General features: G+C 69.8%; 20 protein-coding genes. 9 read left to right on the top strand and 11 right to left on the bottom strand.

The genetic code is table 11. The features are described 5' to 3' along the window. Positions 1 to 140 precede the first annotated feature (140 nt). The 4 genes from ACFWU3_RS30355 to ACFWU3_RS30370 all read right to left on the bottom strand — a co-directional run bounded on the left by ACFWU3_RS30355 (position 141) and on the right by ACFWU3_RS30370 (position 5,226). Positions 141 to 2,966, bottom strand: a complete 2,826-nt coding sequence (locus ACFWU3_RS30355) for a SpoIIE family protein phosphatase (RefSeq protein WP_384444098.1) — start codon at positions 2,964 to 2,966, stop codon at positions 141 to 143. A gap of 135 nt (positions 2,967 to 3,101) precedes the next feature. Next, positions 3,102 to 3,713, bottom strand: coding sequence for a DUF402 domain-containing protein (locus ACFWU3_RS30360; protein WP_384444100.1), 612 nt, complete (start codon positions 3,711 to 3,713; stop codon positions 3,102 to 3,104). 170 nt (positions 3,714 to 3,883) lie between these two features. Beyond that, positions 3,884 to 4,846 (bottom strand): alpha/beta hydrolase, encoded by a 963-nt coding sequence (locus ACFWU3_RS30365; protein WP_384444102.1) that lies wholly within the window; start codon positions 4,844 to 4,846, stop codon positions 3,884 to 3,886. 53 nt (positions 4,847 to 4,899) lie between these two features. Beyond that, positions 4,900 to 5,226, bottom strand: a complete 327-nt coding sequence (locus tag ACFWU3_RS30370) for a putative quinol monooxygenase (RefSeq protein WP_384444104.1) — start codon at positions 5,224 to 5,226, stop codon at positions 4,900 to 4,902. Positions 5,227 to 5,421: 195 nt separating this feature from the next. On the opposite strand from ACFWU3_RS30370, the gene ACFWU3_RS30375 reads away from it, so the two are divergent. The 3 genes from ACFWU3_RS30375 to ACFWU3_RS30385 all read left to right on the top strand — a co-directional run bounded on the left by ACFWU3_RS30375 (position 5,422) and on the right by ACFWU3_RS30385 (position 8,787). Continuing rightward, on the top strand, positions 5,422 to 6,324 hold the full coding sequence (locus ACFWU3_RS30375) for an AraC family transcriptional regulator N-terminal domain-containing protein (protein WP_384444106.1): 903 nt from the start codon (positions 5,422 to 5,424) through the stop codon (positions 6,322 to 6,324). Between the two features lie 163 nt (positions 6,325 to 6,487). Beyond that, positions 6,488 to 7,243 (top strand): SDR family NAD(P)-dependent oxidoreductase, encoded by a 756-nt coding sequence (locus ACFWU3_RS30380; RefSeq protein WP_384444108.1) that lies wholly within the window; start codon positions 6,488 to 6,490, stop codon positions 7,241 to 7,243. A 797-nt stretch (positions 7,244 to 8,040) separates the two neighbouring features. Beyond that, complete coding sequence (locus tag ACFWU3_RS30385; RefSeq protein WP_384444110.1) at positions 8,041 to 8,787, top strand: DUF1775 domain-containing protein; 747 nt, start codon at positions 8,041 to 8,043, stop codon at positions 8,785 to 8,787. A 114-nt stretch (positions 8,788 to 8,901) separates the two neighbouring features. Here ACFWU3_RS30385 and ACFWU3_RS30390 read toward each other — a convergent pair whose 3' ends face one another. Beyond that, complete coding sequence (locus ACFWU3_RS30390; RefSeq protein ID WP_384444112.1) at positions 8,902 to 10,269, bottom strand: pyridoxal phosphate-dependent decarboxylase family protein; 1,368 nt, start codon at positions 10,267 to 10,269, stop codon at positions 8,902 to 8,904. 211 nt (positions 10,270 to 10,480) lie between these two features. On the opposite strand from ACFWU3_RS30390, the gene ACFWU3_RS30395 reads away from it, so the two are divergent. Together ACFWU3_RS30395 and ACFWU3_RS30400 are read left to right on the top strand one after the other, a co-directional pair. Beyond that, the gene (locus ACFWU3_RS30395; protein WP_384444114.1) at positions 10,481 to 10,966 is read left to right on the top strand and encodes a pyridoxamine 5'-phosphate oxidase family protein; all 486 of its coding nucleotides are present in this window, start codon (positions 10,481 to 10,483) and stop codon (positions 10,964 to 10,966) included. Between the two features lie 134 nt (positions 10,967 to 11,100). Next, positions 11,101 to 11,736, top strand: coding sequence for a DUF1345 domain-containing protein (locus tag ACFWU3_RS30400; RefSeq protein WP_384444116.1), 636 nt, complete (start codon positions 11,101 to 11,103; stop codon positions 11,734 to 11,736). A gap of 71 nt (positions 11,737 to 11,807) precedes the next feature. Here ACFWU3_RS30400 and ACFWU3_RS30405 read toward each other — a convergent pair whose 3' ends face one another. Together ACFWU3_RS30405 and ACFWU3_RS30410 are read right to left on the bottom strand one after the other, a co-directional pair. Then, on the bottom strand, positions 11,808 to 14,108 hold the full coding sequence (locus ACFWU3_RS30405; RefSeq protein ID WP_384444118.1) for an FdhF/YdeP family oxidoreductase: 2,301 nt from the start codon (positions 14,106 to 14,108) through the stop codon (positions 11,808 to 11,810). A gap of 48 nt (positions 14,109 to 14,156) precedes the next feature. Beyond that, the gene (locus tag ACFWU3_RS30410; protein WP_384444120.1) at positions 14,157 to 14,675 is read right to left on the bottom strand and encodes an SRPBCC family protein; all 519 of its coding nucleotides are present in this window, start codon (positions 14,673 to 14,675) and stop codon (positions 14,157 to 14,159) included. A 328-nt stretch (positions 14,676 to 15,003) separates the two neighbouring features. On the opposite strand from ACFWU3_RS30410, the gene ACFWU3_RS30415 reads away from it, so the two are divergent. The 4 genes from ACFWU3_RS30415 to lexA all read left to right on the top strand — a co-directional run bounded on the left by ACFWU3_RS30415 (position 15,004) and on the right by lexA (position 19,496). Then, positions 15,004 to 16,179 (top strand): Cmx/CmrA family chloramphenicol efflux MFS transporter, encoded by a 1,176-nt coding sequence (locus ACFWU3_RS30415; protein ID WP_384444122.1) that lies wholly within the window; start codon positions 15,004 to 15,006, stop codon positions 16,177 to 16,179. Positions 16,180 to 16,382: 203 nt separating this feature from the next. Next, positions 16,383 to 17,597 (top strand): MFS transporter, encoded by a 1,215-nt coding sequence (locus ACFWU3_RS30420; RefSeq protein ID WP_384444124.1) that lies wholly within the window; start codon positions 16,383 to 16,385, stop codon positions 17,595 to 17,597. A 115-nt stretch (positions 17,598 to 17,712) separates the two neighbouring features. Further along, positions 17,713 to 18,399: a DNA alkylation repair protein gene (locus tag ACFWU3_RS30425; protein ID WP_384444126.1), complete on the top strand. Its 687-nt coding sequence runs from the start codon at positions 17,713 to 17,715 to the stop codon at positions 18,397 to 18,399. A gap of 407 nt (positions 18,400 to 18,806) precedes the next feature. Continuing rightward, on the top strand, positions 18,807 to 19,496 hold the full coding sequence (gene lexA, locus ACFWU3_RS30430; protein WP_384444128.1) for a transcriptional repressor LexA: 690 nt from the start codon (positions 18,807 to 18,809) through the stop codon (positions 19,494 to 19,496). 200 nt (positions 19,497 to 19,696) lie between these two features. On the opposite strand, the gene ACFWU3_RS30435 is transcribed toward lexA, so the two are convergent. The 4 genes from ACFWU3_RS30435 to ACFWU3_RS30450 all read right to left on the bottom strand — a co-directional run bounded on the left by ACFWU3_RS30435 (position 19,697) and on the right by ACFWU3_RS30450 (position 22,307). Next, a complete protein-coding gene (locus ACFWU3_RS30435; protein ID WP_384444191.1) occupies positions 19,697 to 19,894 on the bottom strand; it encodes a hypothetical protein in 198 nt (65 codons plus the stop codon). Positions 19,895 to 20,083: 189 nt separating this feature from the next. Then, the gene (locus tag ACFWU3_RS30440; protein ID WP_384444130.1) at positions 20,084 to 20,653 is read right to left on the bottom strand and encodes a hypothetical protein; all 570 of its coding nucleotides are present in this window, start codon (positions 20,651 to 20,653) and stop codon (positions 20,084 to 20,086) included. Further along, positions 20,650 to 20,946: a hypothetical protein gene (locus ACFWU3_RS30445; RefSeq protein ID WP_384444132.1), complete on the bottom strand. Its 297-nt coding sequence runs from the start codon at positions 20,944 to 20,946 to the stop codon at positions 20,650 to 20,652. Before ACFWU3_RS30445 ends, ACFWU3_RS30440 begins: the two co-directional genes overlap by 4 nt. A gap of 119 nt (positions 20,947 to 21,065) precedes the next feature. Beyond that, the gene (locus ACFWU3_RS30450; protein ID WP_384444134.1) at positions 21,066 to 22,307 is read right to left on the bottom strand and encodes a serine hydrolase domain-containing protein; all 1,242 of its coding nucleotides are present in this window, start codon (positions 22,305 to 22,307) and stop codon (positions 21,066 to 21,068) included. Between the last annotated feature and the right edge of the window lie 123 nt (positions 22,308 to 22,430).

The raw sequence follows: 22,430 nt of genomic DNA on the forward strand, positions 1-22,430 counted from the left end.
TAACACACCCCGTGGGGGGGGGGGGGTTGGTTGTGGTGCCGGTTTGGGTGGCTGTGGGGGGGGGGGGGGGGGTCAACCCCCCCCCCCCGGCGCTCCTTCGGTGCGCACCCTCCTCGACGCGTGGCCGCTCACCGGGCCGCTCACCAGGACATGGCGTCCAGGAGTTGGTCCACGGCAGGCTGCGGCGCGTCGAACAGCGGCTGTTCGGTCCAGATGACCTTCCCGGCCGGCGTGTACCGGATGCCCCATCGCCGGGCGAACTGGGAGACGAGGAACAGCCCGCGCCCGCCTTCGTCCGTCGCCGCCGCGTGGCGCAGATGCGGGGCGGTGCTGCTGCCGTCGGACACCTCGCAGATGAGGGTCCGCTCGTACAGGAGGCGCACATGGACGGGTTCGGAGCCGTAGCGGACCGCGTTGGTGATGAGCTCGCTCAGAATCAGTTCGGTGGTGAAGGCGATGTCCCCCAGCCCCCACTCCTCCAGTTGGCGGCCGCACGCGGCGCGCACGGGAGAGACCGCCGAGGGATCCAGCGGCAGATCCCATTCCGCGATCCGCCAGGGTTCCAGCAGGCGGGTCCGGGCCACCAGCAGGGCGATGTCGTCCGTACGGTCCGGCACCACCATGGTCCGGACGACGGCCTCGCACATCTCCTCGGGCGTCCGGTCCCCGTCTTCGGTCAGGGTGCTGCGCAGGAGACGGAGCCCGGCGTCGATGTCGCGGTCCCGGTGCTCGACGAGACCGTCGGTGAAGAGGACCAGCCCGCTGCCCTCGGCCAGCTGTAGCTCGACGGTCTCGACCGGCAGGACGCCGACTCCGAGCGGCGGAGACACAGGCGTGTCCGGGAGGATCTCCACCGTGCCGTCGGGACGGACCAGCGCCGGAGCCGGATGCCCGGCCCGGGCGAGACAGCACCGGCCCGAGACCGAGTCGTAGATCGCGTACAGGCACGTGGCTCCCGTGATGCCGTCGCCGCCTTCCTCCTCCTCGATACGGGCGACCAGCTCGTCCAGATGTCCCAGGATCTCGTCGGGCGGCATGTCGAGAGTGGAGAAGTTGTGGACCGCCGTGCGCAGACGGCCCATGGTGGCCGCGGCATGCATGCCGTGTCCGACGACGTCACCGACGACCAGCGCGACCCGGGCACCGGGAAGCGGGATGACGTCGAACCAGTCGCCACCCACCCCGGCGTGTGCGGGCAGATAGCGGTGCGCCACGTCCACGGAGTCCTGCTCGGGCAGCACCCCGGGCAGCAGGCTGCGCTGAAGCGCCACGGCGAGGGCGTGTTCTCGCGTGAAACGACGGGCGTTGTCGATGGCCACGGCGGCACGTGCGGCCAGTTCTTCCGCGAAGGAGAGATCTTCGGGCTCGAACGGCGCGGCGTCCTCCATGCGCCAGAAATTGGTCACGCCCAGGACGACACCGCCGGCCCGCAACGGCACCGTCACGAGCGAACGGATTCCGTAGGCGAGAGCTGCTTCCGCTCCGGGGGGATCCTGGGCACGCCAGCCGTCCGCCACGGTCAGATCGGCCTCCCGTACGCCATGACCGCTCGCCAGGGCCGCGGCCATGGGGGTCGTGGGGATGTCGAAGCCGATGACCTCGCCCACCGGCTGGAACGGGCTGTCGGTGCGGCGACCGCTCAATGCCGCACGCCGCAGATCCGCCTCGACGCGGGACGGCTCCTCGCCGCGTACGACGCTGTCCAGCAGCTCCACCGTCGCGAAGTCCGCGAACCGGGGGACCGACACCTGAGCCAGTTCCTCGGCGGTCTGCCGCACATCCAGTGTGGTGCCGATCCGGACGCCCGCCTCGTAGAGCATGCCGAGCCGCTCGCGAGCCACCCTCGCCGTGCCGGTCAGGGCGCTCAGCTCGGTGGTGTCGCGCAGCGTGGCCACCGTGCCGGGCACGCCCGCACGAGGTGCCGTGGGACGCGTGTTGACGGCCAGCAGGCGGTCTCCGGCGAGATGCACCTCGTCGGTCACCTCTCGGCCCGAAGCGAGCAGTTCGGCGATGTCGCCGTCGAGACCGAGATCGACGATGCGGCGGCGTTCCGCACCGGGTGGAATCTCCAGGAGCTTGCGCGCCTCGTCGTTGGCCAGCACCAGCCTGCCGTCGCTCCCGACGATGAGAACGCCTTCCCGTACGGCGTGCAGGACGGCGTCGTGGTGCTCGTACATGCGGGTCATCTCGGCGGGCCCCAGGCCGTGGGTCTGGCGGCGCAGTCGTCTGCTCACCAGCACGGCGCTGATCGTCGCCAGCGCGAGTGCGGCGGCTGCACAGCCGAAGAGGACGGGCATCTGACGGTTGACGTAGGCGCCGATGTGCTCGATCCGGACGCCGGCGGCCACCAGACCGACGACGGTGCCGTCGGCAGCGGTCACGGGGACGACCGCCCGCGCGGCGTTGCTCGGGTCTCCATGGAAGATCTCCGTGAAGGCCTCTCCGGACGCGGCGCGCTCGACCCCTTCGGCCCGCAGACCGATCAGTTTGCGATCGGAGTCGGCGAGGCGGACGCCCGACGGGCTCATGACCGAGACGAAGTCGACGCCCGAACCGTGCCGGGCCCCATCGACATGCGGTTGCAGGGCGGCGGCCGGCGCCTCGGATCTCAGCGCCGCCTCGGTGCCCGGGGCATCCGCGAACGACTCGGCGGCCGCGAGCGAGCGGTTCTCGGCGTTCTGCTGGCCGTCGTGCTGCGCTTCGAAGGAGAGCGCGGCCAGCGCGCCCGCGATCAACACTGCCGCGACGACGATCTGGAGGAAGAGCACCTGTCCGGCGGCGCTGCGGCTACCGAGGAAGGCGCGCAGTCCGCGCCGGCGTGATCTCCCGGGCGCCGAAGGCGAGTTGCCAGAAGAAGCGCTCCGCTCGCGCTGCGCAGCGCGGTTCGTGTGGTGCTTGCCCCGGAACCGAGCGACCGACGAGCGGAGCGAGGAAAGCGCCGAGCGAAGGGGAGATTTTCCCGTCATGCCCTTTTTGTAGCACTGGCCGGCTCATATATCGCCCCGACGAGGAGGGGCGGGAGCCTCTGATTCCCTGGCACACGGGTCCCGGCATGCGGGTGCGGGGGGCTGATCGGCAGCGCAGGGCTCCTGTGAGCCGTGTCAGGTACCGATGGCCGCTGCCCCGGCACCCCCGAGCGCCAGCGGTCCGGGAACCTCGGGGGCGGTCGGAGGGCGCCAGTCGCGCCACTGCTCCCACCAGCAGTCACCCGTCTCGATCAGCCGCACCACTTCGTCGGCGGCGGCGCGTACCGCGTCCGCTTCACCGGGGCCGAAGCCGCCCGCGCGCGCCCGCTCCTCGAAGTGGTCGGCGTCCTTCCATGCGAACGGTGAGCCGTCCGCCGGGATCACCAGGTCGAGTTCCTGGTCGAGGGTGTCGAAACCGCGCTCGGTACGTCGCATGGGCCGCTGGAAGTTGACGTACCAGTCCTTGAGTTCGGCCCCCTGCCACCGTGCCCAGACCGCGTATCCGTCCCCCGCGCGCTGCAACTGGAGAACCCCGGTGGACTGCCAGGAGTGGTCGAAGTCCACCCACGGGTGCAGCCCCCAGGAGAAATTGCCGCGGCCGAAGGTCAGCGGCGTCCCCTGGGCCAGGTACACGGCAAGAGTGCGGCCGTCGTCGGCGACCACGCGTACGGGGTAGACCAGCCATTCGCGATCATCCAGGATCTCGCGCCGGACGACGACCTGACCTGCGGAAAAGCGAGGTTCCATGCGTTTCACCCTAGCTTCGTGGGGGTGCGACGTACGCCGCGCCCCCCGCCACCTCTGGTACACGGCGCCGCCCGCTGCGGCCGAGGAGCAGGATGGATACAGAGGCCCTCGGATGTGACGGCCCGGGGGCCTCACCGGGGGTAGCGGGGCGCTCTCCCCGGCGATGCCCGTCACTCGGGACTGCTCAGCACCCTGGCAAGCCAGTCGCTGCGCGTCCTGCGTGCCGCCGCCGACACCCTCACCTGCGGATACAGCGCGTCGAAGCCATGGAAGCCTCCGGCCCAGACATGCAGTTCCGCCTGGCCGCCGGCCTCCCAGATCCTCGTGGCCCAGTCGACGTCCTCGTCACGGAAGACCTCGGCGGAACCTGCGTCGATGTAGGTGGTCGGCAGGCTCGAGAGATCGTCCGCGAGCGCGGGGGAGACGTAGGCGGGCACATCCTCGTCCGCGAGGCCGCCGAGTACGGATCGCCATCCGAACTCGTTCATCTCGCGCGTCCAGACGGCCGGTCCGCCGGAGTACTGCCGGCTGGAAGTGGTGTTGTTGCGGTGGTCGAGCATGGGGCAGATCAGCATCTGGGCGGCGATCGGCGGGGTGCCGCGGTCGCGGGCCATCAGCGTCACTCCGGCGGCGAGGCCTCCGCCCGCGCTGGCGCCGGCGACGACGACCCGAAGGGGATCCACGCCCAGCTCCTCGGCGTGCTCGAAGATCCAGAGCAGGCCCTGATGGCAGTCGTCGACCAGGGTCGTGCCGGTGGCCTCCGGCGCCAGCCGGTAGTCCACGGAGACGACGACGGCGCCGAACTCGTCGAGCCACTCCAGCGGGATGTCGATCTGTGAGAAGCGGTCCCCCATGACCATGCCGCCGCCGTGCATCCAGTAGACGCACGGAGCCTTCGTCGTGCGATCGGCCCTTGCGGGGCTCAGGACCGACAGGGGGATCTGTGCGCCGTCTCCGCTGGGGAAGGTGACCTCGCGTCGCTCGACCGCGCGGCCTTCGAGGAGTGTGTCGACCGGCGTGGCAGGAAGCCCTCGCAATTGCGCGAGCACCTCCCGGTCGAGCTCGGAGGGAAGCGCCATGTCGGCCAGCAGTGCTCGGAGTTCGGGGTCGATGTCGGGGCGTGCCTGGGTCACGACGGGTCCTTTCGGCGAAGAGGGGCGGGGTCGGTCGCGGATCCACGTGACGATCAGTGCGTGGGGAATGCGGCCTTGCCATGGACCGGTACCTGGTCGGTGTACTCGGGCTCCTGGAGCAACAGCCCTTCGATCTGCGAGACGACGCCTTGAGCGGCCTCACCGGCGAAAAGCCGGTGGTGGTCCTCCTCGCTGGTCCAGCCTTCGGTGATGTGGACGACATCGGGGTCGGACGCGGAGCGGCAGACCAGATAGACGACGCAGTACTCACTCGCGCCGGGGCTGCCCTCGTTCAGGCCCGTCAGCAACAGGTCGACGAGCTGGTCACTCATTCCGGGCCTGGCGGTCAAGGTGGCATGAAATCCGTAGGTGGCTGTCATGGCGATCTTTTCCTTTTCGCGTGAAGGCAGGAGAATTATCCGTACGGGGCGGGGAACTGGTCGTCAGCTCCGTGGAATTCGGTGGTTCCATTCAAGCCGTGTGGCCCGGGGAAACGACAGATCGATCCTCGCGTGCCCTTGCACAATCCTCTTCCGGTCGAGAGCATCCGGCCCGCTGTGTGCTGCAATGGAGGCATGTACCTCGACGAGCTCCGCACCCTGCTGGCCCGGCACGCGCGGCCCGACTGGACCACCGCGATCGACGGCGTCCTCATCTCGCGAGTCGAACGGTCGGACCCGCCGTCCCTGTCGATGTCCGGCACGGTGCTCGCGGTCATCGCGCAGGGCGCCAAACACCTTGCGCTGGGGGAGCGGGTGTACGCGTACCGCGCTGGTCAGTACCTCGTCACCTCCGTGGATCTGCCTGTCACCGGCCACTTCGTGGACGCCTCCCCGGAGCACCCGGCACTGGGTTTCGGGCTCACGCTGGAGCCGTCCGCCGTCGCCGAACTGCTGTTGCAGGCCGGACCGGGAGACGTCCCCCGCGCCGGCGGCGGCGCGTCGCCGGGCATCGCCGTCAGCGATGCGCCGGATGCGCTGCTCGACGCCGTGATCCGGCTTCTGCGTCTGCTCGATGAGCCCCGCGACCAAGCGGTGCTCGCGCCCTTGGTCAAGCGCGAGATCCTGTGGCGGCTGATCACCGGCGAACAGGGAGACATCGTCCGCCAGCTCGGCCTCGCCGACAGCAGCCTCAGCTACATCGCCCGGGCGGTGCGGTGGATCCGGGAGCACTACGCACAGCCGTTCCGGGTCGAGGACGTGGCCCGATTGGCAGGCATGAGCGTCTCCGCCTTCTACCGGAACTTCCAGGCGGTGACCGCGATGAGCCCCATCCAGTTCCAGAAGCAGATCCGCCTGCAGGAAGCCCGGCTGCTCCTGGCCACCCGCCCCAACGACATCACCGGCGTCGGCCAGAGCGTCGGCTACGACAACCCCTCACAGTTCAGCCGTGAGTACCGGCGTCAGTTCGGCGCACCACCCAGCCAGGACGCCGCCCGCCTGCGCCGCTCCGTGAGCCCCGCCGACGTCCTCTCCTGACGTCCCGGGCGGGCCATGATGAACGTCCAGTCCTCGATGCGAGAGGATTGTGCAGCCACGCGAGAGGATCTCTATTCTCTTCTCTCATTTACCGGTGCTTCCATGAATGAGTCGGATTCCCGCACCGAGGAATACGAGACCACTCATTACCAGGAGGCACATCATGAAGGTTGCCATTGTCACCGGCGGAAGCTCCGGAATCGGTCAGAGCGCGGCAGTGAAGATCGCCGAGCGGGGCGTCGGAGTGATTCTGACCTACAGCGCCAACCAGGAAGGGGCCCTCGACACCGTGGCGGCGATCGAGAAGGAGGGCGGCACGGCCGTCGCGCTCCCGCTGGACGTCGGCGACACCGGGGGCTTCCCCGCCTTCCGCGACCGCGTGATCGACGCGCTGCGCGACACCTGGCAGCGCGACACCTTCGACTACCTCGTCAACAACGCCGGCTTCGGACAGATGGCGATGTTCGAGGACACCACCGAGGAGTTGTTCGACCGCTTCACACGAGTCCTGCTCAAGGGCCCGTACTTCCTGACCCAGACGCTGCTGCCGCTGATGGCCGACGAGGGGGCCATCGTCAACACGTCCAGCAACTCCGCGACCTCGGTCGCGGAGCCCGGCTACTCGGCCTACGCGACGATGAAGGGCGGTCTGAACGTGCTGACCCGCTACATGGCCAAGGAGTTCAGCACACGGGGCATCCGCGTCAACGCCGTGTCGCCGGGCTCCACCCGCACCCGGATCTCCGGCAACGCCTTCGAGAAGTACCCCGAGGTGATTCCGGCCCTCGCCGCGAAGACCGCGCTCGGACGGCTCGGAGAGCCCGACGACGTCGGCATGGTGATCGCCGGCCTGCTCTCCGACGAGAGCCGTTGGATCACCGCGCAGAACGTCGACGTGTCGGGAGGCTTCAACCTCTGACCACCGCGGGGTGGGGTGCGTTACAGGACGCGATTCCCGAACCCCGGGGCCAGGAACTGCGGTGATGATCCATGATGGGTCAGCCATGCCGTGGACCAGCCGTACTCGCGCCGCGCGCCGCATCGGGCAGGAACCGATCAGCGGCGCGCCGGTGTGCGCTGTCCGGGCCGGGGTGTTCGCCGGCATCGGCACGGCTCTGGCGGTCACGGGACATCATCTGGTCTCGGGCCATCCGGTGCCGTGGCGGGCCGTGTTGCTCGCCGGCGGGCTGCTGTTCGTCCTGGCACTGCCGCTCGTGCGGACCGCGCGTTCGCTCCCCACCGTGCTTCTCGCCACCGTGGCCGCCCAGGCGGCCCTGCACTGGTCATTCCTCCGCGTCGTCGGGGAGGAACCGGGCCACGGGGCACATGCGATGGCCTCGCACGAAGGTCCCGGCGCGGCATGGCAGGCCACCCACCACGATCCTGCGATGACGGCCGCGCATGTCGTGGCCGCCCTGGTGGTGGCCTGGTGCCTGCATCGCGCGGACACAGCGAGCCGCCTCGTGGGACTCCTGGTCGAGGTGCTCGGCGGCATCGTCCTCCGGCTGGTACCCGACGCCGGCCTTGCCGGCGTGACGCGCACGCGTGCTGTGCCGCCGGCACGGACGCGGGCACAGTCGCAGCCGCGCACATCTCTGGTGCTGGCGCACGCCGTTGTGCGCCGAGGCCCCCCCCGGCGTCGTTCGCTACCGCCGTCTGACCTCGGGGCGCGTCTCGTCCGCGCCCGCCAGCCTCAACCCACCATGGGAGTCACCCGTGTCCCGCACCACCCGCGCACGCACCGCGCGCCGCTTCTCCGTCGTGGCCGGCGTCGCCCTCGCCGCCTCGGTCGTCTTCACCGCTCCGGCCTGGGCGCATGTCGAAGTCGAGTCGGAAGGCGCCGCCGCCCTGGCGCAGAACGTCACGCTGAACTTCTCGGCCGAGTCGGAGTCCGACAAGGCCGGGATCACCAAGCTGGAGGTGATCCTGCCCGAGGGACTCGTGCCGTCCGACATCACCTTCGAGAAGGGCCCCGCCGGCTGGAAGCTGACGCCCACGGCTCGCGGCTACGCGGTGTCGGGTCCGAAGGCCGCCGTCGGCGGGGACGTCGAATACTCCGTCGTCGTGCGCCAGCTCCCCGACGCCAAGTCCGTGGCGTTCAAGACCCTCCAGACCTACAGCGACGGCCAGGTGCACCGCTGGATCGAGCTGGAGAAGCCCAGCAGCGACGGGCACGGACACGGACACGGCAGCCCGGCCCCGGTGCTGAAGCTCAAGGCGGCAGCCCCGGGCGCCAAGCCGGTCAGCCCCACTCCCACGACCGAGCCCACCACCGCGGCCCCGACCACGGCCGCGCCCTCGGCGCCCGCCACCGAGGACGGCAAGGCGGCGGAGGAGACCGCGGAGACGTCGGACAGCGGCTCGTCGCCCGTGCTCCCCATCCTCATCGGAGTCGTCGTGATCGCTGCTCTGGCCGGCGGCGCCTGGTGGTTCAAGCGCCGGGGCACAGCGGGCGACGCCTGACGAGCAGGCCGCATCCAACGGCTTGCACCGGGTCGTCGGCGAGGGAGCCGTGGCGGAACTCGCCGCTCACGCACCCTCTTCCGGCGACCCGCCGCAAGCCCGCCGCGCGACACCTCAGAGGTCGACAGCTGCCCGCCGTATCGCGTCGAGCGCGCGCCTCACGTCGTGGTCGGTCGTCGACCAGTTGCTCACCGAGATACGCACGACGCGTCGGCCGCGCCAGGTGGAGCCGCTGATCCACGCCGTGCCGTCGTCGAGCAGCCGGGCGAGCACCCGTTCCGTACGCTCGTCACTGCCGAACTCCGCGCAGACCTGGGTGAACACCACGTCGTTGAGCACCGTCGCGCCGTCCATCCCCGCGATACCCGTGGCGAACGCGGCGGCATGTCGGCACAGCCGATCGACCAGGTCGGCCGCCCCCGACCGGCCGAGGGACCTGAGTGCAGCCCACACGGTGAAGGCTCTGCCGCGCCGGGAGAGCTCGGGGACCTTGTCGCTGGGATCGCCGCGCTCGTGCAGGATCAGGTAGTCGCCGTGCAGGCCCATCGCCGCCCGGAGCGCGTACGCGTCGCGCACGATGGCGAGCCCGCAGTCGTAGGGGACGTTCAGGGTCTTGTGAGCGTCCGTCGCCCAGGAGTCCGCTTCCGCGCAGCCGGCCGTCAGATGCGCGTACGCGGGGGAGACAGCCGCCCACAGTCCGAACGCGCCGTCGATGTGCACCCACGCACCCGCCTCGTGTGCCGCGCGGATCGACTCGACGAACGGATCGAAGGCGCCGGAGTGGATGTCTCCCGCCTGGAGGATCACGATCGTGGGGGCTTGCGCGCCGGTCGCCAGGGTGCGCCGCAGCGCCGCGGGCTCGATGCGCCCCTGATCGTCCGCCGTCACCAGTTCGGGCTGCCCGAGGCCCAGATAGCGCAGCGCCAGGTCGATGGCCATGTGGCGGTTCGCCCCGGCGATCACGCGTACGGCCGGCCCGCCCGCGAGTCCGTCCCGGGCGACGTCCCTGCCGGCCCGTCGCAGTACCGCGTCGCGCCCGGCGGCCAGGCACGTGAAGTTCGCCATCGTGGCGCCCGTGGTGAAGCCGACGGCGCTCTCGCCGGGCAGGCCAAGCAGATCGAGCAGCCAGGCGCTCGCGATGTCCTCCACCGCCGTGTACGCGGGGGAGACCGCGGACATCACGGCGTTCTGGTCCCACGCGCTGACCAGCCAGTCCGCGGCCAGCGCCGCCGGTTCGCTGCCACCGACCACGAATCCGTAGAAGCGGCCGCTGGGAAACGCGGTGAGCCCCGGTTCGCAGGCCGTGGCCAGCAGGTCGACGACGGCGGCGGGCGTACTGGGACCGCCGGGCAGCTCGGCACCGAGCGCGCTCACGATCTCGTCCACCGAGGCGCGGGCGGGAACCCGGCGGTCGGACAGGCTCGCCAGCCAGCGGACAGCATGGTCGTACGCCTGTTGGAGCGCCGTCTCGCGCGGGTCCATACCTCGGACTATGGGACAGTCGCCGGGGCCACGCAAGCGCAGTCGCGAGCGGACCCCTGACGGGGTCGACATGAGGCAACAGAAGTGTCCGCGCCCACGGATTGCCCGCTCTGCGACCAGCTCGGTCGCCCGAGCGCCTCGGACGGCGTGCGCCCTCGCCCACCCCCGGATCCGTACCACCGCGAGCCGGCGCCGTGCGACCATGCGGCCCATGACACCACGCGACGATCTGATCGAGACGGCCCGCCACGTCATGGACTCACAGCGGTATCTCACCCTCGGGACAACCGGGTCCGACGGACGTCCTCGGGTGTCGCCCGTGTATTTCAGCCACGCCGACTACCGGGACATCTACTGGGTGTCATCGCCGGCGGCACACCACTCCGCCAACATCGCCGAACGGCCGGATGTGGCACTCGTCGTCTTCGACTCCACCGCACCCGTCGGCCAGGGACGCGCCGTCTACATCGACGCCCATGCCGCGGTGGTCGACGACGCCGAACTGCCCCGGCACTGCGCTGAGGCGTTCAGCCGGACGGCAGAAAAGGGTGCGACGGCGTTCGAGCCCCACCAACTGAGGGGAGACGCCCACCTGCGCCTCTACCACGCCCGTGCCACGAGTCACGAAGTGCACATCCCCGGGCGGGACCCGGTGCATGGCACGGGCGTCGACACTCGCCGTCCCGTCACGCTCTGAGCGCTGTCCCGTCATCCCCGGCGGGACAGCCCTTGGCCGGCAAAGGCTTTCCGTAGGCGGTCAGGATTCTTCACCCGCCTCTGCGAGGTGCGTTGTCACGCCGAGTGACCACCGCGCGGCTAACGTGGTGCGCCATGAGAACCTGGTTGCCGCTTTCCGCGGTCCCACGACTTGCATGCGCGGTGGTTGTCGGAGCGGTGACCGGTCTGGTCGTGGGATTCTCGACCGGACCACTGCTGGGAATTCTCTCCGGAATCGCCGCCACGGAGACGGTCTTCGTGGTGACGGGCTGGATCGTGCTGTGGCCGATGAATGCCACGGCCACGCAGACCAACGCCCAACGCGAGGACTTTCAGCCTGCGCTCGATGAAATCGTCGTTGTCGGGGTCGCCCTGTGCGGGCTGGTCGCCATCGTGCTGCTGCTCCTGCTGGGCAAGTCCGACACCGGCCACGCGGCGGCCGCGACCGCGCTCGCCGGCGTTTTCATGGCCTGGGCGGCGCTCCATCTGATGTACGCCACGCGCTATGCGTGCCTCTATTATCTGCGGCCCGCGGGCGGCATCGACTTCAACTCCGAACGCCCACCGGCATACAGGGACTTCCTGTACTTCAGCTACAACCTCGGCATGACGTACCAGGTCTCCGACACCGACGTGTCGGGTTCGAAGATCCGTTCCGTCGTGCTGCGGCATTCACTGCTCTCGTACGTTTTCGGAACCAGCATCCTGGCGACGACCATCAACCTCGTGACCGGCATCGTCACCGGCTGATCCCGGCGGCCGCGGTGCGTGCCGTCCGGCCGCACGCACAGAGCCGCGGCCCGGCTTCCAGCAGGTGACACTCACTCCACTCTGACCGCGGTGGGCTCCAGACGGACCACGATGCCCTTCGCGGTCGGCTGGTTGCTCGTCCGGGCCACGCTGTCCAGCGGCAACAGGACATTCGTCTCGGGGTAGTACGCGGCGGCGCAGCCGGGTGTCGTCGGGTAGGGGACGACCACGAAGTCCTCCGCGCGCCGTTCCGCGTTGTCCGACCACACGCTCACCAGATCGACATGCTGCCCTTGCGTCAGACCGAGCTGGGACACGTCCTGCGGGCTCACCAGGACCACGCGGCGGCTTCCGTGGATGCCCCGGTAGCGATCGTTGTTGGTGTAGGGGATGGTGTTCCACTGGTCGTGGGAGCGCAGGGTCTGGAGCAGCAGGTGCCCCTCGGGCGCGTGTGACATCTCCCAGTCGTTGCACGTGAACAGGGCCTTGCCGACGGTCGTGGGGAAGACACCCTCGTTGACCGGATTCGGCAGCCTGATGCCTCCGGGCCGGGCGACCCGGCGGTTGAAGGCATGCAGTCCCGGCACGATGCCGGAAATCCGGTCGCGAATCGTTCCGTAGTCGGCCTCGAACTGGTTCCACGGAACACCGGCTTTGCCGTCCAGGGTTCGCATGGCCAGTCGGCAGAGGATGGCGACCTCGCTGAGAAGGATCGGGGATGCCGGCTCCAGGCGTCCCTGCGAGGTGTGGACCTCGCTCATCGAGTTCTCCACCGTCACGAACTGATGGCCGGTGGCCTGGATGTCCTGCTCGGTGCGGCCGAGGGTCGGCAGGATCAGAGCGGTCCCGCCGCACACCGTATGGGACCTGTTGAGCTTCGTGGAGATGTGGGCGGTCAGGCGGCACTGCCGCATGGCGTCCTCGGTGACGTCACTGTCCGGAGCCGCCCTGACGAAGTTCCCCGCGACGCCGAGGAAGACCTTGATACGGCCTTCGCGCATGGCTCTGATCGAGTTCACCGAGTCGAGCCCGTGGGCGCGCGGCGGTTCGAAACCGAACTCCCGCTCCAGCGCGTCGAGGAAGGAGTCGGGCATCTGCTCCCAGATGCCCATCGTGCGATCGCCCTGGACGTTGCTGTGTCCGCGCACGGGACAGGCGCCCGCTCCGGCCTTGCCGAGGTTGCCGCGCAGCATCAGGAAGTTCACGATCTCCCTGATGGTGGGAACGGCGTGGTTCTGCTGCGTGACCCCCATGGCCCAGCAGACGATGACGCGTTCACTGTTCAGGACCGCGTCCCGGACGTCGTCGATCTCTTCCCGGGTCAGTCCGGTCGCCGTGAGGACGTCGTCCCAGGCGATGGTTCTGGCGTGACGGGAGAAGTCCTCGAAGCCGCTGGTACTGGAGCGGATGAAGTCCTGGTCGAGCACGGTCCCCGGCCGTGCGTCCTCCGCCTCCAGCAAGAGCCGGTTCAGGCCCTGGAACAGTGCGAGGTCGCCTCCGCTGCGGATGTGCAGGAACTGATCGGCGATCTGGACACCGCGCCCGATCACACCGCGGGCCTTCTGCGGGTTCTTGAACGCCAGCAGTCCGGCTTCGGGAAGGGTGTTCACCGCGATGATGCGGGCGCCGTTGTCCTTGGCCTGCTCCAGCGCGGAGAGCTGCCGGGGATGGTTCGTTCCGGGGTTCTGCCCCACCAGGAAGATCAGGTCGGCGTGATGGAGGTCCTCCAGGCTCACCGTCCCCTTGCCGGTGCCCAGGGTCTCGTGCAGGGCGAAGCCGCTGGACTCGTGGCACATGTTGCTGCAGTCGGGCAGATTGTTGGTGCCGAAGACCCTGGCGAAGAGCTGAAGGATGAAGGCGGCCTCGTTGCTGACCCGCCCGGACGTGTAGAAGACGGCCTCGTCGGGCGAGTGCAGTGCCTTCAGCTCATCGGCGAGCAGTCCGAGTGCGTCGTGCCAGCTGATCGGCTCGTAGTAGTCCGAATCGGGCCGCTTGACCATCGGTTCGGTGAGCCTGCCCTGCTGGTTGAGCCACAGATCGGACCGCCGGCCCAGTGCGGAGACCGAGTGCCTGCGGAAGAAGTCGGCGGTGATGCGCCGTGTCGTCGCCTCGTCGTTGATGTGCTTGGCGCCGTTCTCGCAGTACTCGTTGAGGTGCCGGTGTCCGGGGGTGGGATCCGCCCAGGCGCAGCCGGGGCAGTCGATGCCGTCCACCTGATTCATGGTCAGCAGCGTCACTCCGGTGCGTTTGACCGACGTCTCCTCGAGCGAGTACTCCAGGGCATGGGTCACGGCGGGCACTCCCGCCGCCCATGTCTTGGGAGGGGTGACGGTCAGTCGTTTGTCCGGCTCGTCACCGGGGGGCTTCTTCATCGAGCTCGCTCTCTCGTTCTCCAGCGGACGGATCGGCCGGCAGACGGATCAGCCGACAGGCCAGTGCGGAACCCGGCTTCGGGGCGGCTCCGGTTCCATGGGTTCGACGCGTCCGTTACGGATGACTCCCCGCCAGGCCCCGCCCTCCTGGCCCAGGCCCTCGATGAACTCCTTGAAGTGACCGAGCTCGGATCGGAGCACACGCCTGGTGAACCCGGAGGCGCGGGTGTGGAGGCGCGCGGACTTCTCCGGCTCCGCGTGGATGCGTACGACGAGGGTGGTTCGGCCCGGTGCCGTGGCGCGGAACGACACCTCACCCCGATGACTGAAGCCCCGACCGAGGCTCTGCCACGCCACGTGGGAGTCCGGCAGCTGCTCCACGATCTCCGCGTCGAACTCGTGGCGGATCGGACCGAGTCCGACGACCCAGCGGGTGACGCTGGGCCGGACCTGTTCGACGCTCTTCACCGTGGACATGAACCGCGGAAAGCTCTTGAACTGGGTCCACTGGTTGTAGGCGGTGCGAACCGGCACGCCGACGTCGATCGTCTCTTCAACGGTAGTCATGGCTCACCTGTCTCAGGCACTGATGCACTCAGTGTCACCGCCTCGGCGACAGGCCGCCATCCGAGTCGCGGAGAGTGACGATCGGCCCCCGGCGGAGCGCGGCGGAAATCGGGGTGCCCCGGCCCGCACGGGTCGGATAGCGTGCGGATCATGTCGAGCCCTGAGGCATCCACGGTGGGGGCTTTCGGTCACGCCGTCAGCCCCCTGAACCACTGAGTTCACAGGTCCCCCCACCCGCCCCTGCTGCGGGTGTGTGAGTGCGCCTGTGGGTGCTGACCGCGGTGACGAGACGACCTTCTCGTGCTTCTCATCACCTCGGAGCCACTCGATGCCTCTCGCGCTGTATCTCCTTGCCATGGCCGTGTTCGCCATGGGCACCTCAGAATTCATGCTGGCCGGTCTGCTGCCGGACATCGCCTCGGACCTCGACGTGAGCGTCGGGACGGCGGCCCTGCTCACCTCGGCGTTCGCGATCGGCATGGTCGTCGGCGCCCCGCTCATGGCCGCGCTCGCCCGTACCTGGCCCGTCCGGTCCAGCCTTCTCGGGTTCGTCCTCGTCTTCCTGGCGGCCCATGTGGTGGGTGCTTCCACGCCCAGCTTTGCCGTACTGGTAGCCACCCGGGTGGTCGCGGCGCTCGCCCATGCCGGGTTCCTCGCGGTGGCGCTGACGACGGCCGGCACGCTCGTCCCGCCCGGCAGGAAGGGGCGGGCGCTCGCTGTGCTGCTGTCGGGCACGACGCTGGCCACCATCGCGGGCGTCCCCGGAGGATCCGCCATCGGCACGCTGCTCGGGTGGCGAGCCACGTTCTGGGCCGTCGCCGTTCTCTGTCTGCCCGCGGCCGTCGGCATCCTCAAGGGACTCCCGGCCAGGCCCGCGCCGCAGGACGAGCCCGACCGTCCGGTCCTGCGATCGGAACTCGCGCAGCTCAGGCAGCCGCGACTGATCCTGGTCATGGGGCTCGGCGCGCTGGTGAACGCGGCGACCTTCGGCGGCTTCACGTTTCTCGCACCCGTCGTCACCGACACCGCCGGACTGGGCGAGCTGTGGATCTCGGTCGTCCTGATGCTCTTCGGCGTCGGATCCCTGGTCGGTGTCACCGTCGCCGGCCGGCTGTCCGACCGGCGCCCCGGCCTGGTCGTCGCGGCCGGTGGCCCACTGCTGCTCATCGGCTGGCCCGCCCTGGCCGTGCTCGCCGACGAGCCGGTCGCCCTGCTCGTCCTGGTCTTCGTGCAAGGCGCTCTGTCGTTCGCGCTGGGCAGCACGCTGATCACGCGCGTCCTCTACGAGGCGACGGGAGCCCCGACCATGGCCGGCTCGTACGCGACGGCGGCGCTCAACATCGGCGCCGCGCTCGGACCCCTCATCGCCGCGGGCACCCTCGGCACCGCGGCCGGGCTCCTGGGGCCGCTGTGGGCCGCCGGACTGCTCGTCGCGCTCGCCCTGCTCGTCGCCTTTCCCGTGCGTGAGGTGGTCGGGGCTCATCGACGGCCGGACACGACATGACGGTTCGTGCCTCACTCCTCGACCGGGCGCCTCGTGGGCTTCGGGGGAGCCCCTTCCCCGACGTGGCGCCGCCGCGCACAATCGATGAGGCGTTGTCCCCGCCGGATACGTCAACGGGTCCCACGATGGGGTGAGTTGCCTCTCGGGTCAGGTTCGGCGGCATGGCAACGGGCCCGTGCCGGACGGGCGAAAGGTCGGTGGAGTTGTCCGCGTCCGAGACCCGCTACCGGGACCTGATGGCTCGTGAGCCACTGCTGTGGGGCCTGGTCGCACTGGCGAGCAAGACGCCCGTGGCCATGGCCCCACTGGCCCTGGTGTTTCTGACCCGGCAGAGCCCGTACGGCTACACCTTCGGCGCCCTCCTGGCCTCCGTGTACGTCCTGGGGGAGGTCGCCGGGGCGCCGCTGCTCGGAGCCGGGCTGGGCCGGGGCCGTATGCGGCGGCAACTGTCGTACGGGCTGATGGCGGGGGCGCTTGCCTTCGGCGCGCTGCCGCTCGCGGTCTCCGCCCCGCCCTCCGTGCTGATCGGTCTCGCCTTCATGGCCGGTGTGGCTCCGGCAGCCTGCCCCGGAGGCATCCGCGCGATGCTGACCCGGATGGTGGCCGACAACGCGGTGACCCGCGCACTGAGTGCCGAGGCCGTGCTGACGCAGATCGTCTGGGCCGCGGCGCCGGGTCTGGTGGTCCTCCTGGCTCTCCAGGTCCACCCCGGAGCCCCACTGATCGTGGTCGCACTGCTCGCCGCGACCGCGTCGGTCCTGCTGCTCCGGCTCCCGGAACCGCGGGAGCCCGCGGCAGCCGGACCGCCGCGCGGGCCGATGGCGGCGACCCTGCTCACGGGCTGGCCGGTCTACCTCACCAGCGCGGCCTCCATGGCGATGTTGGCCACCGCCGAACTGGTCCTGCCTGCCCTCCTCGAGGAGCGGCACATCGCGGTGGGGTGGGCGGGGCCGCTGCTCGCCGGCTTCGCACTGGCCGGCGCGGCGGGCGCGTTCTGCTACGGCCTGCGGACCTGGCCGGGTTCGGTACGGACTCAGAGTCTGGTGTTCCTCGTCGTCACCTCAGGATGCCTCGGTCTGGTCACCGTTCTGCCCGGTGTGACGGGCATCGCCGCCGGCCTTCTGCTGACGGGCATCTTCCAGGCCGGTGTCATGATCGCCCGCACGCTCAGCCTCCGGGAACGTCTCCCTCAGCACGCTCACGCCGCCGCGTACTCCGTCATGTACGCGGTCGGGGGAGTGGGATACAGCCTCGCCGCGTCCCTCTCCGCCGTGGTGTTGGACCGGGGGAGCGCCTCGGTCGCGATTCTCGGCGGTGTCACGGTCACCCTCCTCATCACCGCGGTCAGCGCCCTGGCCGAAAGCCGCCGCGCCGCGCCCCGTGTCCCGCACCCGGCCCGAGCCCCCGGCCCGCACTGACGTGAACCGCGAACGGACGTCGCATCGATGGCAGCCGCCGCACCGGCGTGTACGACAGGGACCCGCCTCCGTCGTAGGCTGCTGCACCACACACATGATGGGACTGGAGGCTGCGATGGCCGTGACGACGCCGACCGGGACGACGGTGACCGAGGTGATGGCCGAGCTGGCCGCCCTGGAGGACCCGAAAGCACGCGCGGTGAACGAGCGGCACGGCGATGATCACGGCGTGAACCTCGGCAAGCTGCGGGCGCTCGCGAAGCGGCTGAAGACGCAGCAGGAACTCGCGTGCCGGCTCTGGGAGACGGGGGACACCGCGGCGAGACTGCTGGCGATCCTGATCAGCCGTCCGAAGGCGTTCGAACGTGACGAACTGGACACGATGCTGCGCGATGCGCGCGCTCCCAAGGTGCATGACTGGCTCGTGAACTACGTGGTCAAGAAGAACCCGCACGCCGAAGAGCTGCGTCAGGCATGGTCCGCCGATCCGGATCCCGTGGTCGCGAGCGCCGGCTGGGCGCTGACCACCGAACGCGTCGCGAAGAAGCCCGAGGGCCTCGACCTCGCGGGGCTGCTCGATGTCATCGAGGCCGAGATGAAGGACGCGCCGGATCGTCTCCAGTGGGCGATGAACCACTGCCTGGCGCAGATCGGCATCGAGCACGCCGAGTACCGCTCCCGCGCCCTCGCGATCGGCGAGCGCCTGGAGGTGCTCAAGGACTACCCGACGTCGCCGGGCTGCACGTCTCCGTTCGCGCCCACCTGGATCACCGAGATGGTGCGCCGGCAGAACGCCTCGTAGGCGGCCCGCGTCTTCCGCCGAGACGGGTGTGGTGATACGTGACCGGACGAGCGTCAACGGCACGGCCCTTGCCCAGCTCGACAAGGGAGAGACCGCGATGTCCCCCTGCCGGATGTCCTACGGCGGCACCTGTGCCAAGTGCGGTATCAGCGGCACGCGTTGGGTCAAGGTGACGAAGCACGCCGTCACTGGCTACGTGGTCGGCACCTGCGTGCAGCAGCCGGCCCGGATCCCGACGCCCGAACGGCTCGGGTGCGCCGGGGCGCAGTCTCCGGGGCCGGTGAGGCGTCGCCCCGACCGCAGCCCCTCGACCGCGCTCACCGTCCGGCGACAGCCCCTCCTGTTCCCTTTGCGTCACTTGGCGGGATACTGTCCCTGCGTAAAGATCAAGGGCAGGGGTGGGACACATGCATGCGGACGAACCAGCGCGCCGGGGGCGCCCGCCGGGCGGGCAGACGGACGCGGACGGTTTGACGAGCAGGCAGGCCGCCGTGGTGAACTTCATCGAGCAGACCGTGGCCCGCAAGGGATACCCACCGTCGATGCGTGAGATCGGCGAAGCGGTGGACCTCAAGTCGACCTCGTCGGTCGCGCATCAGCTGATGACGCTGGAACGCAAGGGCTTCGTCGAGCGCGACCCGCACCGCCCCCGCGCCTACCGCGTCCGCCGACGCCTCACCTCCGACTCCGGCCCCGCGTCCGCGCCGCCCCGCTCAGCGGGGCACACCGCCGATGTGCCGCTGCTGGGACGCATCGCGGCCGGCCCTCCGATCCTCGCGGACGAATCCGTCGAGGATGTCCTGACCCTGCCGAGGCAACTGGTCGGCGAGGGCGAGCTGTTCGCACTGACCGTGGTCGGCGACAGCATGATCGACGCGGCGATCCGCGACGGCGACATCGTCACGGTCCGCCGCCAGCAGACGGCGGACCACGGTGACACGGTGGCGGCCCTCCTCGACGGCGAAGCGACCGTGAAGCGGCTCCACCGCGAAGCAGGCGAAGTCTGGCTGATGCCGGCGAACCCGGCCTACCAGCCCCTGCGCGGCGACCAGGCGCGGATCCTCGGCAAGGTTGTGGCACTCATGCGGCGCTTCTGAGGCCGCTGACCGTTCGGGGAGTCGGCCCGGCCGTGACCCTGCGCGGCGCGCGATGAGCCGGGTCTGCCCGTAGGCCGCCGACGGAGCCGCCCATCCGGCGGACAGCCACGACGAGGCCCGGCCACTCCCCGAGCGGGTAGCCGGTTCACCGCCGGAACCGAGGGCGTGCGGCAGCGAAAGACGCGCCGACGCCGAGTGGGTCACTCGGGCAGCGGAATGCGGATGACGGGGTCGAAGGGCCGCTTGTTGAATCCGGCGCGCACGTTCCGGCAGTTCGGTGCCGTGCACATGAAGAATCCTTCGACGTTCCTCCGGCTCGTGCGCTCTTTGAGCCAGGCCTTCTCCCGGCCGGTCAGAGGGCGATGCTGTTCGTCGGAGTCGCAGGTGTAACAGAACATCGTGTTGCGCGGCACGACACCTCCTGAGAAAGGCGGGCAGCCCACGTCAGGAGCATATGGGGACATGCGGGCGGCATGCACCATGAATCGAATGCCGCCGAGCAGCGGCACCGATCGGCGGTGAACACGGGCCCGCGTGTTGCGGAACACGCGCCGGAGTTCCGTCGCAGGCTCAGACGCTGTCGACCTCTACCCCTCGGCGAGCGGGCGCTTGTAGTAACGCCAGGGGAAGGACCCCGATCCGATCTGCGTCCATCCGTCGCTCTCCAGGCGGCGATGCCGGGCGCCGACGGCGAAGGTCACCCTGCGATGCTCCCAGGCGTGTTCCGACCTCTCCACCACATGGAACAGCGGGCCGTAGTCGACGACGTGCCAGCCGTCCTGGCCCGCTTCCGCGAGCGCCTGCATCTCGTTGAACGCGGTCAGCGGGGTGAGGACCCGGCGCTCCCCGGTGCCGGAGACGTCAGGGCCCGGCCCCTTGCCGGCGAAGCGCTGCTGGGCGGCCTGCCGGCTCACGCCCAGAACGCTGCCCACCGTGTCCCAGCTCTGCCCGGCGGCTCTCGCGCCCTGGACCGATTCGCGCAGCAGGCGGCTCGTTTCCTCCGCCCCGATGCGGGTGGCGGCGACGAGTCGGAGATAGCCGTCGGGATCGTGCTCCAGTGATTCGGCCAGCCCGTCCGGGCCGCCGAGGACCGCCGCGGCGATCCCTTCGCGGATCCGGAGGATCTCCACCGGGGTGAGCAATTCGGTCTCGTTCATCGCTGCTTGCCGTCGTTCGCCTCGGTCCGAAGCGGCTCGAGGGCATCGAGGGTGCGCAGGTCGTGCCGGAGCTCGGCAGCCTCACCCCTGGTGGCCGCGTCCTTCGACATGCCTCCGATGAGGACTCCCATGCCGAGGACGGCCACGAGGTCGGCGGCGATCAGGAGGAGGAAGGCCGGAGTTCCCAGGTCGTCTTCCAGGACGACGACCAGGGAGATCAGTACGGTCACGACGGCGAGCATGCCGTTGACGGCCAGGGGAGCCCCAGGGGACGGGCGGGACATCGGGTTCATGATGTCAAGGATTCCTTGACGCCGTCGCGGTTGTCAAGGAATCCTTGACGCGGGTGCTGAGTGCCTGGCTCCTGCGGCCCAGCCGGGCCTGCCGCCTGATCCCGGGTCACGCTCCCGCATCACGGGGCGGGCGTCGCGCTCGACGTCGGCCGGGCCGGTACCACCGGGAGGTTGTACACGTGGTTCGGGGTCACGATGCGGGTGATCGCCTGGCCGAGCAGGGTGCTCGGCTCCTGGTTGTTGTCCAGGACGTCCGTGTTGAGCAGCACCACCACCGTGGCCTCGGCCTCGGGCAGATAGATGGTCAGGGACTCGTAGCCGGGCAGGGAGCCGTTGTGGCCGATCCAGCCCTGCACGTTGAAGATGCCCAGGCCGTAGGAGGCGCCGGGGATCGTCGTCGGGGCCGTGTCAAGGCGCTGGGCCTGGGTCGCGGGCTCGAGCAGGCTGCCCGTGGCGAGGATGCGCGCCCACGAGCGCAGGTCCTGGAGGTTGGAGATCACCGCTCCCGCGGCCCAGGCCCACGAGGGGTCCCAGTCCGTCGAGTTGGCGATCTTGCCGTCAGCCGTCTGGTTCGTGTAGCCCTGGGCGTGCGGATTCGGGAACGTGGCGTCCGTCGCGAGGAACGTGTTGCGCAGCTTGGTGGGCCGCGTGATGTTCTGTGAGATGAAGTTCTGCAGCGGCATTCCGCTCTGCTTCTCCACGACGAGGCCCAGCAGGATCAGATTGGTGTTGCTGTATTCGAACTCCGCGCCCGGTTGGAAGTTCACCGGGTGCTTGAAGCTGTAGTCCAGCAACTGCTGCGGGGTGAACGGCTTTCGGGGGTCGGTGAGGAATGCTTTCTCGAAATCGTCGTCCATCGTGTAGTTGAACAGCCCGCTCCGCATCCCTGCCAGTTGCCGCAGAGTGATCCGGTTGCCGTTGGGGACCCCGTCGATGTACTTGTCGATGGTGTCGTCCAGCCCGGCCTTTCCCTGGTCGACCAGTTGCAGCAGGGCGGTCACCGTGAATGTCTTGGTCTCACTGCCGATGCGCATGTTCATGTCGGCTTCCATCGGTGCGCCGGTGCTCTTGTCCGCGACACCGAAGGTCCGCAGGTAGGTCCCCTTGTCGGGTGCCGACACGGACACCGTCACACCGGGTATCGCCGCTTCGCGCATCACCTGCTGGATGGCGGTGTCCAGGCGTGCGGAGATGGACGCGTCGAGGGTCGGGAAGGTGGAGCTCGGGGAGGGTGATACCGAGCCGGACGGATCCGGGGTGGGCGCTCCGTACGCGCCGCCGGCCGTGACCGGTATGACCAGCGCCGCCCCCACGGCCACAGCTACGCACGCCTTGCGCCAACTCTTCGGTGAATTCACCACGGCGAGCCTCCTGCCATCCGATGGCGACCGTCACGTTCAGGCTAGAGCGGTCCCTGGAGTCCCGCGCGGCGGCGCCGACTCGCGGGCCGAGCGCGGATGGGGTAAGGCGTCCGCGGTGGCCCG

Origin of the sequence: Streptomyces sp. NPDC058685 (assembly GCF_042714725.1) — a bacterium.
Taxonomy (GTDB): Bacteria; Actinomycetota; Actinomycetes; order Streptomycetales; family Streptomycetaceae; genus Streptomyces.

Bases quoted from the DNA above. Each gene is read 5' to 3' on its own strand.
- ACFWU3_RS30360 (WP_384444100.1), bottom strand. From the start codon at position 3,713: ATGGAACCTCGCTTTTCCGCAGGTCAGGTCGTCGTCCGGCGCGAGATC.
- ACFWU3_RS30355 (WP_384444098.1), bottom strand. From the start codon at position 2,966: ATGACGGGAAAATCTCCCCTTCGCTCGGCGCTTTCCTCGCTCCGCTCG.
- ACFWU3_RS30440 (WP_384444130.1), bottom strand. From the start codon at position 20,653: ATGAACGAGACCGAATTGCTCACCCCGGTGGAGATCCTCCGGATCCGC.
- lexA (WP_384444128.1), top strand. From the start codon at position 18,807: ATGCATGCGGACGAACCAGCGCGCCGGGGGCGCCCGCCGGGCGGGCAG.
- ACFWU3_RS30390 (WP_384444112.1), bottom strand. From the start codon at position 10,269: ATGGACCCGCGCGAGACGGCGCTCCAACAGGCGTACGACCATGCTGTC.
- ACFWU3_RS30375 (WP_384444106.1), top strand. From the start codon at position 5,422: ATGTACCTCGACGAGCTCCGCACCCTGCTGGCCCGGCACGCGCGGCCC.
- ACFWU3_RS30415 (WP_384444122.1), top strand. From the start codon at position 15,004: ATGCCTCTCGCGCTGTATCTCCTTGCCATGGCCGTGTTCGCCATGGGC.
- ACFWU3_RS30370 (WP_384444104.1), bottom strand. From the start codon at position 5,226: ATGACAGCCACCTACGGATTTCATGCCACCTTGACCGCCAGGCCCGGA.
- ACFWU3_RS30395 (WP_384444114.1), top strand. From the start codon at position 10,481: ATGACACCACGCGACGATCTGATCGAGACGGCCCGCCACGTCATGGAC.
- ACFWU3_RS30435 (WP_384444191.1), bottom strand. From the start codon at position 19,894: ATGTTCTGTTACACCTGCGACTCCGACGAACAGCATCGCCCTCTGACC.
- ACFWU3_RS30425 (WP_384444126.1), top strand. From the start codon at position 17,713: ATGGCCGTGACGACGCCGACCGGGACGACGGTGACCGAGGTGATGGCC.
- ACFWU3_RS30445 (WP_384444132.1), bottom strand. From the start codon at position 20,946: ATGAACCCGATGTCCCGCCCGTCCCCTGGGGCTCCCCTGGCCGTCAAC.
- ACFWU3_RS30400 (WP_384444116.1), top strand. From the start codon at position 11,101: ATGAGAACCTGGTTGCCGCTTTCCGCGGTCCCACGACTTGCATGCGCG.
- ACFWU3_RS30410 (WP_384444120.1), bottom strand. From the start codon at position 14,675: ATGACTACCGTTGAAGAGACGATCGACGTCGGCGTGCCGGTTCGCACC.
- ACFWU3_RS30405 (WP_384444118.1), bottom strand. From the start codon at position 14,108: ATGAAGAAGCCCCCCGGTGACGAGCCGGACAAACGACTGACCGTCACC.
- ACFWU3_RS30380 (WP_384444108.1), top strand. From the start codon at position 6,488: ATGAAGGTTGCCATTGTCACCGGCGGAAGCTCCGGAATCGGTCAGAGC.